The sequence below is a fragment of the Frankia sp. RB5 genome (assembly GCF_059816245.1).
Map to the genome: position 1 here is coordinate 64910 of NZ_JCBATA010000019.1, position 14594 is coordinate 79503.

General features: G+C 65.0%; 14 protein-coding genes. 12 read left to right on the plus strand and 2 right to left on the minus strand.

Annotated elements, in window-relative coordinates:
- Nucleotides 1-5 precede the first annotated feature (5 nt).
- Entirely contained in the window at nt 6-1475 is a 1470-nt protein-coding gene (locus tag AC6EXY_RS12435; protein ID WP_207770419.1) for an aldehyde dehydrogenase family protein, read from the minus strand.
- A gap of 178 nt (nt 1476-1653) precedes the next feature.
- Here AC6EXY_RS12435 and AC6EXY_RS12440 point away from each other — a divergent pair, with 178 nt between their 5' ends.
- From AC6EXY_RS12440 to AC6EXY_RS12490, 11 genes are all read left to right on the plus strand, one after another.
- Nucleotides 1654-2571 (plus strand): pseudouridine-5'-phosphate glycosidase, encoded by a 918-nt coding sequence (locus AC6EXY_RS12440; protein ID WP_101833178.1) that lies wholly within the window; start codon nt 1654-1656, stop codon nt 2569-2571.
- Between the two features lie 37 nt (nt 2572-2608).
- A complete protein-coding gene (locus AC6EXY_RS12445; RefSeq protein WP_101833177.1) occupies nt 2609-3580 on the plus strand; it encodes a ribose-phosphate diphosphokinase in 972 nt (323 codons plus the stop codon).
- A gap of 82 nt (nt 3581-3662) precedes the next feature.
- On the plus strand, nt 3663-4178 hold the full coding sequence (locus tag AC6EXY_RS12450; protein ID WP_207770418.1) for a GNAT family N-acetyltransferase: 516 nt from the start codon (nt 3663-3665) through the stop codon (nt 4176-4178).
- Complete coding sequence (locus tag AC6EXY_RS12455; protein ID WP_101833176.1) at nt 4166-4783, plus strand: NAD(P)H-dependent oxidoreductase; 618 nt, start codon at nt 4166-4168, stop codon at nt 4781-4783. The genes AC6EXY_RS12450 and AC6EXY_RS12455 overlap by 13 nt, the downstream gene beginning before the upstream one ends.
- A 365-nt stretch (nt 4784-5148) precedes the next feature.
- Entirely contained in the window at nt 5149-5319 is a 171-nt protein-coding gene (locus tag AC6EXY_RS12460) for a nicotinamide phosphoribosyltransferase domain-containing protein (protein WP_207770417.1), read from the plus strand.
- Nucleotides 5320-5668: 349 nt separating this feature from the next.
- Nucleotides 5669-7129 carry an ammonium transporter family protein gene (locus AC6EXY_RS12465; RefSeq protein ID WP_101833175.1) on the plus strand — a complete coding sequence of 487 codons (1461 nt, stop codon included), beginning with the start codon at nt 5669-5671 and terminating at the stop codon, nt 7127-7129.
- A 53-nt stretch (nt 7130-7182) separates the two neighbouring features.
- Nucleotides 7183-8679, plus strand: a complete 1497-nt coding sequence (locus tag AC6EXY_RS12470; protein ID WP_101833174.1) for a nicotinate phosphoribosyltransferase — start codon at nt 7183-7185, stop codon at nt 8677-8679.
- 56 nt (nt 8680-8735) lie between these two features.
- On the plus strand, nt 8736-9749 hold the full coding sequence (locus AC6EXY_RS12475) for an SIS domain-containing protein (protein ID WP_133150767.1): 1014 nt from the start codon (nt 8736-8738) through the stop codon (nt 9747-9749).
- A gap of 16 nt (nt 9750-9765) precedes the next feature.
- Nucleotides 9766-10788, plus strand: coding sequence for a carbon-nitrogen hydrolase family protein (locus AC6EXY_RS12480; protein ID WP_101833172.1), 1023 nt, complete (start codon nt 9766-9768; stop codon nt 10786-10788).
- A gap of 52 nt (nt 10789-10840) precedes the next feature.
- Entirely contained in the window at nt 10841-11575 is a 735-nt protein-coding gene (locus AC6EXY_RS12485) for an LOG family protein (RefSeq protein WP_101833171.1), read from the plus strand.
- Nucleotides 11576-11594: 19 nt separating this feature from the next.
- Entirely contained in the window at nt 11595-12320 is a 726-nt protein-coding gene (locus AC6EXY_RS12490; protein WP_207770416.1) for an HAD family hydrolase, read from the plus strand.
- 86 nt (nt 12321-12406) lie between these two features.
- Here AC6EXY_RS12490 and AC6EXY_RS12495 read toward each other — a convergent pair whose 3' ends face one another.
- Nucleotides 12407-12646 (minus strand): aldehyde dehydrogenase family protein, encoded by a 240-nt coding sequence (locus tag AC6EXY_RS12495; protein ID WP_243407791.1) that lies wholly within the window; start codon nt 12644-12646, stop codon nt 12407-12409.
- Between the two features lie 364 nt (nt 12647-13010).
- On the opposite strand from AC6EXY_RS12495, the gene AC6EXY_RS12500 reads away from it, so the two are divergent.
- Entirely contained in the window at nt 13011-14504 is a 1494-nt protein-coding gene (locus tag AC6EXY_RS12500; RefSeq protein WP_207770414.1) for an ATP-dependent DNA helicase, read from the plus strand.
- The last annotated feature ends 90 nt before the right edge of the window (nt 14505-14594 follow it).

Sequence of the window (14594 nt, forward strand, 5' to 3'; positions counted from 1 at the left end):
GCTGCTCAGCTCACGTCTCCGAACAGCGACTTCACCTCGAGGAACTCGCGCATGCCGTGCGCTCCGGCCTCCCGGCCGTTGCCCGACTTCTTGTATCCGCCGAACGGAGCGGCCGGACTCGCCGAGGCGCCGTTGATGTGCACCATCCCGGTCCGCATCCGGCGCGCGATCTTGCGGGCGCGCTCGTGATCTGCCGAGGAGACCATGCCAGCGAGGCCGTAGTCGCTGTCGTTGGCGATGGCCACGGCCTCGTCCTCGTCCTCGTAGCCGATGATGGTCAACACCGGCCCGAAGATCTCCTCCCGCGCGATCTGCATCTTGTTCGTGGCGTCGGCGAAGATGGTCGGCTTGGCGTAGTAGCCCGTCTCAAGCCCCTCCGGGCGACCGAGGCCGCCGGTGACCAGAGTGGCACCCTCGTCGATGCCCGACTTGATCAGCGACTGAACCTTGTCGAACTGTGCCTGGGAGACCAGCGGGCCGAGATTGGTCGCCTCGTCCTCGGGCGGCCCGACCACTAGGTCGTCGACGTAGCGCTTCGCGATCGCCGCAGCCTCCTCCATGCGGTCGCGCGGCACGAGGATCCGGGTGCCGGCGTTGCAGGACTGACCGGAGTTGACGTACATCTTCGCGACGTCGCGCAGCAGCACGGTCTCGAGGTCGGCGTCGTCGAGGACGATGTTGGCCGACTTGCCGCCCATCTCCTGCGCGACTCGCTTGAAGGTGTCGGCGGCGCGCCGTGCGATGTCGGCGCCGGCGCGGTTGGAGCCGGTGAACGAGATGATGTCGATGTCGGGGTGCTCGGCCAGCGCCGCGCCGACGACAGGCCCCTCGCCCTGGACCATGTTGAAGACACCGGCGGGGACGCCCGCCTCCTCCAGGACCGAGGCGAAGACCACCGAGCTCAGCGGGGCGACCTCCGAGGGCTTGAGAATGACCGTGCAGCCGACCGCGAGCGCCGGTGCGACCTTGAGCGCAGTCTGGTTGAGCGGCCAGTTCCACGGAGTGATCAGGCCAGCGACGCCGATCGGCTCGTAGCGCAGGGTGGTGCGGTCGAGGGTCTCCTCGAACGCGAAATCCTTCAACGCCGCCAGGGTCGCCTTGAAGTGGCCCAGCCCAGCGGGTGCCTGACGTGCCCGAGCCACCGAGATCGGCGCGCCCATCTCCAGGGTCACCGCGGCGGCGATCTCCTCGATTCGCTGCTCGTAGCGGGCAATGATGCTCTCCAGCAGCGCGATCCGCTCCCCGACACTGGTCTGGGAGAAGCTCTCGAAGGCCCGCCGAGCCGCCGCGACAGCGGCGTCGACGTCCGCAGCGGTGCCGAGCCCGATGGAGGTGACGGCGTCCTCGGTCGCGGGATTGACCACCTCGAGCAGCGTGGTGCCGCCCGGGTCGACCCACTGGCCGTCGATGAACAGGTGCTGGGCGTGCTCGATCACCACGGGAGGGAGGGCGATTGCAGTGGTGTCTGGCTGCATGGGGAGGACTCCGTTCCAGGCTGATGTTCGGGAGGTAGAAACGTATCACGAACGACACGGCTCGGCAGAACCGCCTTGGAACGACGGACATTCAGACCGAGATCGCAAACGAGGCGACCAGATGTAGAAAGGATTATGCTACACTGGTTCGGCCACACTCTCAGGGAGGACATGCAAATTGCAGACGATCAGGTGCAGCCGCGAGGTCCAAGAGGCGCTCGCCAACGATCGACCCGTGGTTGCACTGGAGTCGGCGGTCTTCCCCGCCTACCCAGGGCCGGCCGGTTGGGAGCTGGTGCGGCAGTCCGAGGACCTGGTCCGTCGTCGCGGTGCGGTCCCGGCGACGCTCGGCATCGCCGGCGGTGAGATCCTCGTCGGCCTGGAGGACGTAGACCACAAGGAGTTCTCCGAGGCCGGCGAACGGGCGCGGAAGGTCGGCGCGCGCGACCTGGCTGCGTGCCTGGTCGACGGCGGCTTCGGCATGACCACGATTGGAGCCACGCTGGCCATCGCCAAGGTGGTCGGCATCCGGTTCGCCGCGGCCAGCGGGCTCGGCGGCGTACATCGCGGGTACGCCGAGCGGCCGGACGTCTCCGCCGACCTCAGCGAGCTGGCGTCGGCCCCTGTGCTGGTGGTGACCAGCGGGGTGAAGTCGTTCCTCGACGTCGAGGCCACCGCGGAGGTCCTCGAGAGCCTGGCAGTCCCGACGCTCGGGTGGCACACCGACACACTCCCGCTGTACTTCACAGGTCACGGGGGGCCGCGGATCTCGGCGCGCGTGGACGAGGTTTCGGAGGTGGCCCGCATCGCGTGGCACCACTGGCACACACTGGGGCGCAACGGTGGGGTGCTGTTGGGTCAGCCTCCCCGCAACGAGCTCGCCGACGTCCAGGACCTCATCACCCAAAGCGTGCGACACGCCGAGGCGGAAGGAGTGACCGGCCCGGCGATCACAGCGTTCGTTCTCGGCGAGCTGAACCGGGCGAGCGGGGGCCGGACCAAGGAGGCCACCAAGCAGTTGATCCTGGGCACCGCCGACCTCGCGGGCCAGGTCGCCAGCGCGTACGCGCAGCTCGCTTCCCGGACTCCCCGATGACCGGCCGGCCCGGGGCGAGGAGGCGAGCGTGACCGGTATGAAGAGAGCCTCGGAGAAGAACCTGCTGCTGTTCACCGGCCGCGGGCATCCCACGCTAGCGCAGGAGGTCGCGCAGTACCTGGGCACCACCATCGTGCCGACATCGGCCTACGAGTTCGCGAACTCCGAGCTCTACGTGCGCTACGAGGAGTCGGTGCGAGGGTGCGACGCGTTCGTCTTCCAGTCTCACGCGGCGCCGATCAACGACTGGATCATGGAGCAGCTGATCATGATCGACGCGTTGAAGCGCGCGAGCGCCAAGCGCATCACGGCAGTGATGCCCTACTACGGATACAGCCGCCAGGACAAGAAGCACCGCGGCCGCGAGCCGATCTCCGCCCGGTTGATCGCCTCGATGTTCAAGGCGGCGGGCGCTGACCGGATCATCACCGTCGATCTGCATGCCGACCAGCTCCAGGGCTTCTTCGACGGGCCTATGGATCATCTCCTCGCCATGCCGGTGCTGGCTGACTACGTCAAGGACCACTATGACTCAACTGCGCTGACCATGGTCTCGCCGGATGCCGGCCGGATCAAGGTGGCGGAGCGGTGGGCGGCGCGGCTGGGGGATGCGCCGCTGGCCTTCATCCACAAGACCCGGCGTACCGACAGACCGAACGAGGTGGTCGCCAACCGTGTGGTCGGCGATGTCCGGGATCGGGTGTGCGTCCTGACCGACGACATCATCGACACCGGTGGCACCATCGTGAAGGCGGCTGAGGCGCTGGCCGAGGATGGGGCCGCAGCTGTGGTCATCGCCGCCACGCACGCCGTTCTATCCGACCCGGCGGTGGACCGGCTGAAGAATTGTCCCGCGACCGAGGTGATCGTCACGAACACGCTGCCCTCGGCGCTCGAGATCTCGATGGACAAGCTCACGGTCCTGACGATCGCCCCGCTCCTCGGCGAAGCGGTCCGTGCCGTCTTCGAGGACGGATCCGTCACGTCGCTGTTCGACGGCTCGCGCTGAGCGACCCGTCGCCGCCCGTTGGGTGTCACTCTTGTGCGGGAGAGGGACGGGTCTCGGCTCTGCGAGAAGGGAAGGATCTGAGGTGGAGGCAAACCAGGAGGGCGGCGCGGTGATCCGTGCCGCACAGGCTCGCGACGAAGCCGAATGGCGCCGCCTCTGGGAGGGCTACAACCGCTTCTACGAGGTGGATATCCCCACGGAGACCACCGCGATGACCTGGCAGCGAATCCTGGACCCGCAGGGTGAGCTGCTGGGCAGGATGGCGGTCAGGGGGTCCGAGGCCGTCGGCTTCAGCGTGAGCGTCACCCACGCCACGAGCTGGGCGACAAGCCGGGCCTGCTATCTGGAGGATCTCTTCGTCGATCCCGGGTCGCGCGGCACCGGCATCGGGCGGAGCCTGATCGTCGATCTGCTCGACCTGACCGCTCGGAGCGGATGGTCCTCCCTGTACTGGCACACCCGGTCGGACAACCCGGCGCGCCGGCTGTACGACGAGTTCGTCCCTGCCGACGACTTCGTGCGCTATCGCGTGCACGTCCCGCTCGCCCCACCGGCCGCCAAGGCGATCGGGCCGAAGACGCGGCCATGCATCTCCTGACAGTGTTCGCCCATCCGATCCGCGAGAGTTACACCGGCGCGGTGATGGACAGTTTCCACGAGCCGTTCCGGGAGTCCGGTCACACAATCGATCTGGTCGACCTGCACGGCGAGGGCTTCGATCCGCGTTTCACCGAGGCCGACCACGCGCACTTCTGGGGCGCGCAGGTGCCCCCCGACGTCGCCGAGATGCAGCTCCGGGTCGAGGCGGCCGATCGTCTCGCCCTGATCTTCCCCGTGTACTGGTGGTCGATGCCGGCGCTGATGAAGGGCTGGATCGACCGGGTCTTCACCGGCGGCTGGGCTCATCGCCGCCAGGACGAGGCCGGCAGCGTCCTGCCAGCGGTGCCCACCTTGCTGCTGGCCGTTGCCGGCTCCACCCAGCGCCGCTACGACAACCGCGGCTATCACGGCGCCATGCGGACCCAAATCGAGATGGGCATCTTCAACTACTGCGGCCTCGTCGACGTCGAGAGCCTCTTCATCTACGACGTCGAAGGAGACGGCAACCAGACCCAGCGCGCAGCGGGGCTTCAGCTCGCCCGGCGTGCCGGGCTCGCCTTCGCGGCCGGGCGAGCCGCGACCACCTCCGCTACCGCGGACTGACCGGCGAAGGTCGATGGCGGGGCTGAGCAGGAGCGGCAGACTAGAATCCGTTCAACTCTGCGCCCTGCGAGCACGTCGAGCCGCGGCGACATCGGTCCTTGCACGGGGCGTTCCCGGTTGCCGTCGATAGGGTTCCGGTCGACAGGCGACCTGGAATCCCTTCTGCCGAGCGGACTTCACGCATCCTCTACGACCACGAACAAGGCTGCGATCGCGCTGCGCACTCGCCCGGCCGCGTCGACGTAACATAACACGCCGTTTACACGTTGCGGCGCTGCGCGTAACCCAGCCGGTGTGTACTGCGCTTCACCCGATAGTGAAAACGTTTCTACTCCTGAGCGGTTCTCCAGGAGGGAGGTTCGAGAGTGACAAGGTTCGACTTCCACAACATCATCACCGACACCGACAGCTACAAGAACTCCCACTACCCGATGTACCCGTCCGGTACTGAGTACGTCTCGGCCTACATCGAGGCTCGAGGTGTCGAGATGCCGGTCAGCATGTTCGTCGGGCCTCAGGCCTTCATCCGTACCTGACCGAGCCGCTGACGCTGGAGCACATCAACGAGGCCGAGGCGATCGCGCGCGAGCAGGGCATGCACTTCAACCGGGACATCTGGCTCGGCGTGCTGCGCGACCACGACGGACCTCACTCGCGACTCAGCTGCGCGCCGTGGATGCCGAGGCCGTCAGACCCTGGCGGTCATTGCAGCCCAAGAACCAGATGGTCGCGATCGCCCCCCGGGAACGACCATCTTCGACTTGTTTCTCCGCTTGAGACCTGGGCTTAGCCCTCGAAATTCTTCCAAGACTGTGTGTCGATCCCCGCAATAGCGACAGCAGGCTTTATCGCTCAACTGAATGCCGAGACGAGAGGATTCATCGAATGCACATATATCTGTCCGAATCCACCTTTAAGGAACAGGTCTCCACAGACGTCTTCCTGCAAGATGTGTTCTTCTCCTTGGCTACTCTTGCGCTGCTCGCCGGCATTCTCGGAATCGGATTGATCGACAGTGGCCTGGCCCGCAGAAAGAACCATCTCGACCAATGGGTCACCAAGATCACAGCGGCACTGGTTTCGGGTATGGCGTTCATGGTCATCGGCTACGCGATCTGGATCTGGCAGTACTACCAGATCGTGCCGGGCGGTAGCTCGTTTCGGCACGCGGTGAGGGACTGGTGGCTGGGTGGAACGTTCGTCACCCACTTCGCCGACGAGATCAATCCGACCCGGCAGGACAGCGTCGACGTCTACCAAGTGTTCCTGCTGTTCTTCGTGACCTACGTGGCGTTCGCCGTTGCCCTGCTGCATGGGGCCGGGACTGAACGCATCAAGTCATCGGCGATGTACGTGATCGGCGCGGTGAGCGGCGGCTTGGTGATTCCGTTCATCTTGTACTTGACGTGGGGTTCAACGAGCCCACTGACCAACCACGGTTTGCACGACTACAGCGGTCTGTTCGGTCTCTACATCTGGGCGGGCTGCACCGCCCTCGTCCTTGCTTGGCGCCTGGGACCGCGCCTGGGCAGCAAGTGGCGTCCGGACTCGCGGACGAGCGGTCCCAAGGCGTCGGACATGCCGTCAGTGGCCAAGGGCATCCTCGTGCTGCTCGTCTGCATCCCGTTCATCGTGCTGGGCTGTGGCTACATGGTGTCGGGCAAGGGGTACTACGGCATCTCGATGACCCACAGCGGGATCGGCCTTGCGTTCATCAACATCATCTGCGGCATGGGCGGCGGCCTGATCGGGGGAATGATCATTTCCTACCGGCAACGGAATTCCTTCTGGATCCTCGCCGGACCCATCGTCGGCTACATCTCGGGCACGGCACTCTTCGACGTGACCAAGCCTTGGATCATGCTGCTGGTCGCACTGCCCGCACCGTTCATCGGTCTGGGCACTTCCCGGTTGCTCGATCGCATCGGAATCGACGAGTCGAAGGTGATCCCTTTGACGCTCGGTACCGGAATCTACGCCGCCCTCATCCCCGGCATCGTTGCCTCAGGCACCAAGACCGGCGGATTCTTCGGTATCACCACCGGCAAGTACGCCTTCCAGCACGCCCACATCACCTTCCTCTGGCAGTTGATCGGTGTGCTCGTCACCGTTGGCATCTCACTCGTTGCAGCGCTGATCCTGTGCTTTATTCTCGAGCGGACGACCGGACTCCGAGTTTCGGAAGAGGCTGAGCTCGTCGGCCTTGACCGCTTCTACTGGAAATGGAGCGCGTTGGACCGATTCAAGGACGACGGAGTCGCGGAGGTGGGGCCGCCAGTGGGGACCCCCTTGGCGGCCGAGAACGGCGCATCGAAGTTGCTGCTCGGCGAGCCCGGCCCACGGTAAAGCGGGACTGCGACAACTTACTGATCGTTCAAATAGCGTTACCAGGAGTACTGATGAGCCAGTTCGATTTCAACAACATCATCACCAACACCGACAGCTACAAGAACTGTCACTACGCCCTCTACCCGCAGGGCACCGAGTACGTGTCCAGCTACATCGAGGCGCGCGGCGGTGAGATTCCCGCGGGAATGTTCGTGGGCCTGCAGGCATTCCTCCGCGAGTACCTGACCAAGCCGGTCACCCTCGAGCACATCAACGAGGCCGAGCTGATCGCCCGCGAACAAGGGATGCACTTCAACCGAGACATCTGGATGGGCATCCTACGAGACCACGACGGATACCTTCCCGTGGAGATCGAAGCTGTCTCGGAGGGCACCGTTCTGCCGATCCGCAACGTGCTCGTGCAGCTGGTGAACACCGACCCCAAGTACCACTGGGTGACCACGTTCATCGAGACGGCACTGATTCGGGCCATCTGGTATCCGATGACCGTCGGCACGATCGCCTGGCGCGCCAAGCAGCAGATCAGAGATGTCGCAGAGGCCACCTCCGACTCTGAGGGGCTGATCCGGAGGGTCCTCCACGACTACGGCGCTCGTGGCGTCAGCTCGCTGGAGTCCGCAGCGCTCGGCGGTCTCGCGAGTCTCGTGTCGTTCAGCCAGTCAGACACGATCGCCGGCATCGTGGCGGCCAAGCGGTACTACAACGCCGCCTACACGTCGAGCTCTGGGCCCAACACGGAGCATGCCGTTCTGTCGTCCTGGGGCCGAGAAAACGAGGCCGACGCCATCCGAAATATGCTGGAAACCTACCGACACGTCGGGGTCGCAATCGTTCTGACAGACACTTACGACCACGAGAATGCAGTCAAGAACATCATCGGCGGAGAGCTCAAGGAGATAGTCCAGAACTTCCCAGGACTTGTCGGTATCCGACCCGACTCGGGCGACCCCGTTCAAGTCACGGCCGACACGGCAGAGTGGCTGATGGAGTCCTTCGGGTACACCGTCAACTCCAAGGGCTTCAAGGTCCTTCCGAGCTTCGTCAAGGTCGTTCAGGGCGATGGCGTCACCAGGCATTCGTTCCCGCGAATCCTCATGGAACTCGAGCGGCGTGGACTGGCGATCGACAACGCTGTGTATGGAATGGGTGGCGGCCTGCTCCAGCAGGTGAACAGGGACACGATGGCGTTCGGAATGAAGGTGAACGCCATCTGTGTCAACGGAGAGTGGCGCGACGTGTCCAAGGCGCCTTCCGGCGACGGTGTCAAGCACTCGAAAGCCGGCCGCCTCGCACTGGTGACGGATGGCGAGGACTTCAAGACGGTACGGCGCGAGTCCGTAGCGCCGGAGGAAAATCTTCTTCAGCCAGTCTTCCGCAACGGAAAACTGCTGAAGATGTGGGAGTTCGACGAGCTGATTGCAAACAGCGAGAAGGAAGTGCCCGAGTCGTATTACCTCGACGCGGTCGCCGAGATCAGGGCTGCCCGCGAGGTGGATTCCGTGACCAATGGCGAGGTGAACTCCGCCGCGAGTGGAGTGAACGCATAGCCGACCAGCCCTTCCCAACGGGAGACCATTTTCAGTTCGCGCACAGGAGGAGTGTAATGATTAGCTACAATCTGGATTCGCAAATTGCGTCGATCCCAAGTGTCGTCGGCAAGACGATCGCAGACGTCAACGTACCGAGACTGGACCCTGACCGCCCGGTGAGCTTCGTTGGCGTGGGCACTTCCCTCCACGCGGCTCGCATTGCATCGGACTGGGTTACGACATTGAGCAACGGCGCCGTGCGAAGCCGTGCCGTGGATGCTCATGACTATGGGACGTGGTCGACGATTCTGCCGAATGAGCAGACCATCGTCATTAGTCACCGTGGAACCAAGACATTCCCGCACGCTTCGCTCGCCCGAGCGCGGGGTGCAGGCGCAGCGACCCTGGCAGTAGTCGGGGAGGCGGCTCCCGAGCAGGCAGCCGACACCACGGTCCGCGCATGCCCGGACGAGACCGCCGGCACTTTCACCGTGTCGTATCTCACGTCGTTGGCGATTCTGGCAAAGCTCGCTGCTTCCCTTGACTCAACCACTCAGGGCCAGTTCGCCAGCGCACTCGTTGACTTGCCCGCAGCCCTCGAGAAGACCTTGAGCATGGGAGATCCCGCAGCCGTAGCGGCCCGCATCTCGAATCTTGAGGCGCTGCTCATTGTCGGGTTCGGGCTCGACTTCGCCACCGCGCAGGAGGCCGCCCTGAAGATTAAGGAGGGCGCTTGGATGTGGACCGAAGGCATGTCTCCGGAGTTCGCTCTGCACGGCACGCCCGCGAGCTATCACCGCGGGATCGCCGGGATCCTCATCGATCCTGCCCACGACGACCGCGGGCGGATGAGCAGGCTCGGCCAAGTTCTGGACGATTTGGGCATGATCACCATCAGAGTGATGCGGGACAGCGACGCGAGTGGACTCGGCTTCGTCACCCCACATCCACTTCTTCAGCCGATGTCGAGCATTCTCCCACTGCAGCGCCTCACAGCTGAGCTTGCGAGGAAGCGTGGCACCGATCCGGACACGATGCATGGCGGGCGCGAACCCTGGCGCAGTGTCATGACCGGCATCCGCCTGTGATAGCGGAGGTGCCGGCGTGAAGAGTGCACTCACTGTCGCCGTAGTTCAGTCTGCCGGAGTGCCCTTCGATGCCAACGCCTCGCTCGAGAGGGCGCGGCGACTTGCGGTCCAGGCAGCCGACGATGGATCGAGGTTCACACTCTTCCCTGAGGCCTTCCTGGGCGGATACCCGCGGGAAATGACCTTTGGTGCCACAGTCGGTCGCCGAAGCGCGGAGGGTCGCGAGTGGTACCGCAGGTACCACCAGGCAGCCATCGAGCTGGACGGCCCTCAAGTCGCCGAATTGGAACGCATCTCGCGCGACACCGACATGACGTTGGCCATCGGAGTGATTGAACGTTCGGGAGGGACCCTCTACTGCACCGCTCTCGTCATCGATCCAGGCGACGGGTTGATCGGCTGGCGACGGAAGCTACTTCCCACGGCGGCCGAGCGTGTCGTGTGGGGCCAGGGCGACCTGTCGCGTCCCCCAGTCGTGCCGACGCGACACGGCCAGGTCGGAGTTGCGATCTGCTGGGAGAACTACATGCCCTTGCTGCGCACTTACATGTACAGCCAGGGAGTGCGTATCTGGTGCGCCCCAACGGCAGACGACCGAGACGGTTGGGAAGCCACGATGAGACACATCGCGCTGGAAGGGCGCTGCTTCGTCTTGAGCTCCAACCAGTTCAGCAGGAGAAGCGACTATCCGGAGGACTATCCGCTCGACGTGCCACCAGGCGAGATCCTCTCCACCGGGGGCAGCATGATCGTGGATCCGTTCGGCCAGGTTCTTGCCGGTCCTGAACGCTCCGGTGAAGCGGTGCTCACCGCAACGCTGGATCTGGACGAGATCCCTCGTAGCCAGCTCGACTTCGATGTGGTCGGCCACTACTCGCGAGGCGATCTCTTCACGTTGAGCGTGTCAACAGAGTCCTACGATCCCGTCGTGGCTGGCGTGCACCCGCTGGACGAAGCTGCGCCCAAAACCAGCCCTGGAGTCCCCACAAGAAGGGGCTTTGCCGCCAGCGACCTGGATCCCTGCACGCGTATCGACTAGCCGTCAGCCACACGAGGAAAGCGCGGCGGGAAGTCAAGATTCGGAGGATCGCATGACCAGGGCTCGACGCTCGGTGGCAGGCGGACGGTCGAAGCGCCGACCAGCTGTTACCGAAGATCAGGAGCTTCTCGACTCCGACCACAACAATGGTGCCTGGATCCACACCGATCCCTGGCGCGTTCTGCGTATTCAGGCAGAGTTCGTCGACGGGTTCGGAGCTTTGGCAGAGCTCGGTCCAGCCATCTCGGTCTTCGGGTCGGCTCGCACAGATCCAGACGACCCGTACTTTCAACTCGGCCAGAGCGTGGCGACGGGTTTGGTGAACGCGGGATTCGCCGTCATCACTGGTGGCGGTCCCGGCATCATGGAAGCTGCCAACAAGGGCGCATTCAAAGCCGGCGGCGTGAGCGTGGGACTTGACGTCGAGCTGCCGCAGGAGACAGGTCTCAACGACTTCGTGAATCTAGGCATCAACTTCCGATACTTCTTTGTCCGAAAGACGATGTTCGTGAAGTACTCCCAGGGCTTCGTGGTTCTGCCCGGCGGGTATGGAACGCTCGACGAGCTGTTTGAGGCCCTCACGCTGGTTCAGACGGGAAAGGTCTCCGCTTCTCCTGTCGTTCTGATGGGTGTCGCCTATTGGGCTGGATTGTTCGACTGGCTACACGAGCGCGTGGCGGCGGACGGGAACATCGCCCTTACCGACGTCAATCTCATGACCCTGACCGACGACGTCGGCGTCGCTGTCCAGATCATGGCCGACGCTCAGTCTGCCTCCTCCCTGTGAACGAATGAGAAGGCCCACCATGCATGGCGATCCCCTCCAAGCAGTGATCTTTGACTTTGATGGGGTCTTGATGGACACCGAGACGACTCTGCTTCAGAGCTGGGCCTCCGAGTGGGCAGCATGGGGCCTCGAAATAGACCCGGACAGCTTCTTCGCGAACCACGGCGGCGACATCACGGAGGAACGCTTCACCAAGCTCGCAAACGCGGTCGGACCCCGATTCAACGCGGAAATCAGCAACAAGCGGCGTCTGACCCTGCGCAAGACACTCAACGCCGATCTGGGACTGAACGCTGGCATTCGTGAATGGCTGGCCGAAGCTTCGGACCTGGGCCTCAGGCTCGCCGTTGCCTCGTCGTCACCCAGGGCGTGGCTTGTCGAGCATCTCGGCAGAGTGGATGTCTTGGACAAATTCGAGGTGCTCGCATGCGGCGACGAGGTCGACCTGCCGAAACCAAGCCGGACGATCTATCAGCTCTGCCTCCGTCGCCTGGGGATTTCCGCCGCTGCTGCGATAGCGATCGAAGACACCCCCCATGGCGTGAGATCCGCTCAGGCCGCTGGGCTGCGCTGCATTGCAATTCCAAATCCATACGTTGACGTGAGCAGCGTCGCCCATGCTGATCTGGTCATGCGATCCGCAGTGGATCGTCCCCTTACGCGCGCTCTCGAGCTGGTCCCCGGGTTTACCAGCAACTCACACGAAGGCATGAGCTCCGACTACCGAGGCGAGCTCGCTGGTTGACGCGCTGATACCGGCGTGATTACCAGGCACGGACCGACAGGCTCCTTCGTCACGAGTACGCGCCCTGCCCCGCCCTGGGAATCGGTTTAGCGGCCACCGATCCTGACTGCCTCCTCCGCGAACCAGCGCAGAAACACTGCACCACAGGTCAGTTCGCCATGACTGTCTGGCAATGCGCGCCCAAGTTCAAGACTCATCAAGGCCGCGAGCTCGTTTCGGCGCGCGATGACGAGTCGATAGGCGTCGTACAGGATCGAGGAACGCACGCGTGCGCGCGTCGTCGCCCACGTGTCACTGACCGAGATGGCGTTCTCCAACGCTGCCACGGCGTCCAACGACTCTCCCTTTCACTGGAAACCATTGGCTATTCACGGCCTCCACAATCTCTCCAATCTCCCCAGCAATCTGCCGACTCCTCGCTCTCTTTCCAGCGGCACGCATGCTACGAAGGACGTAGATGGGTCGCCCGCGTTCGGGTGGCCCACGCGGCATTTCTAGGGGTTCGTTGGTTCTCGACGGACGTCGTTGAGGTGGTGGTCGGCGTGCATGGCGGTGTGAAGTTCTACCGAGAAGCAGCGAAGTCTGCCCGGGCCTATGTCGAGCGTGACCGCTCACGGGCGGACGACTACTACCTCGGTGAGGGTACGGGCGTCGCGCAGCGGCTCACGGCGACCCCGGACGGTGTCGAGCATGCGGGGCCGATGGACGGCGACGCCTCCCATCCGGGGCAAGGTCGAGGTCCTGCTGGCCCAGACCAACCTGGTTGCCGAGCCAGGGGCGCGGATCGAGCTGGCCGAGGACATCACGGCTCGGGCCGCCGCGCGCTGTGTTCGGCTGCTCGCCTCACCGGACGTGCCCGAGCATGTCCGGGCCCTGACCTCCCCGCAGGTCCTCGCGGTCGAGGGCGACCTCGTGCGTCGCCTCGCCCGCCGCGCCGAGACGCCCGCCAGGCGTGTCCGGCTTCAAGGCCGAGGGTTAGTGCGGATCGACCCGACCCAGGCGGCCGTCGTGGGCACGTTGGCGGTTGACGGCACGTTGGTGGTGGTGGAGGGTGCGGCGGGTGCCGGGAAGACCACAGCGCTGAGGGCGACCCAAGAGCTGCTGGCACGGCAGGGGCACCGGCTGTTGGTGGTGACGCCGACGTTGAAGGCGGCCGAGGTCGCCGCCGCGGAGACAGGCGCCGACGGCCGCTCCGCGGCTTGGATGGTCCACCAGCACGGCTGGCGCTGGGACGACGACGGGCACTGGGCACGACGACCTGACGCCACCACCGCACCGGCCACCTGCCTGCGTCCCGGGGATCTGCTGCTGGTCGACGAGGCGGGAATGCTGGACCAGGACACCACCCGCGCCTTGCTCACGATCGCCGACGAGGCCGGCGCTCGGGTCGCGCTGGTCGGGGACCGGCACCAGCTTCCGGCGGTCGGACGCGGCGGCGTCCTTGACCACGCCCTCGCGTGGGCCCATCCCACGGCGGTCGTCACTCTGGAGACGGTGCACCGGTTCTCCGACCCCGGCTATGCGGCGCTGTCCCTGCGCATGCGCACCGGCGAGGATCCTGCCGCAGTGTTCGACGCGTTGCATCGCCGCGGGTCGCTCGTCGTCCACCCCAGCGACGTTGAGCGCACCGCCGCCCTCGCCGAGGCGGGAGCGGCCGGCGACCTCGTCGTCGCCGGAACCCGCGAGCACGTGGCCAGCCTCAACGCCGCGATCCGCGACCAGCGCCAAGCCGACCCGGCCACAGGCGACCCGGCGGATTCGGCCGATTCGATGGTGACCGCACGCGGCGAACGGATCGTGCTCGGCGACCGCGTCGCCACCCGCCGCAACGACCCCGACCTCGGGGTCGCGAAGCGGCCGACCTGGACTGTCACCGGCATCGACGACGACGGCAGCCTGACCCTGCGCGGTCGGAGCCGTGACTGGATGCTCCCGGTGGAGTACGCGACCAGGTTCGTCGAGCTCGCCTACGCCACCACCGTCCACGGGGCACATGGAGAGACCGTCGACCGAGCGCACGTCGCCATCGGGGACACCGCCGGCGCCGCGGCGGCCTACGTCGCCATGACCCGAGGGCGACACGGCAACACCGAGTCCGCGACACGCGACTGCCACTTACGTTTGTCGGAGTGCGGGGGGCTGTCCAGTGGTCGTGGCGCATGGCGCCGCCGAGATCGCCGGTGACGGTCTTATGTGTTCCGCTGCAGGCGATGTCCGACTGGGTGACCGGGCGGTGTACAGACAGCTGACTGCACAGCATGACATGATCATATC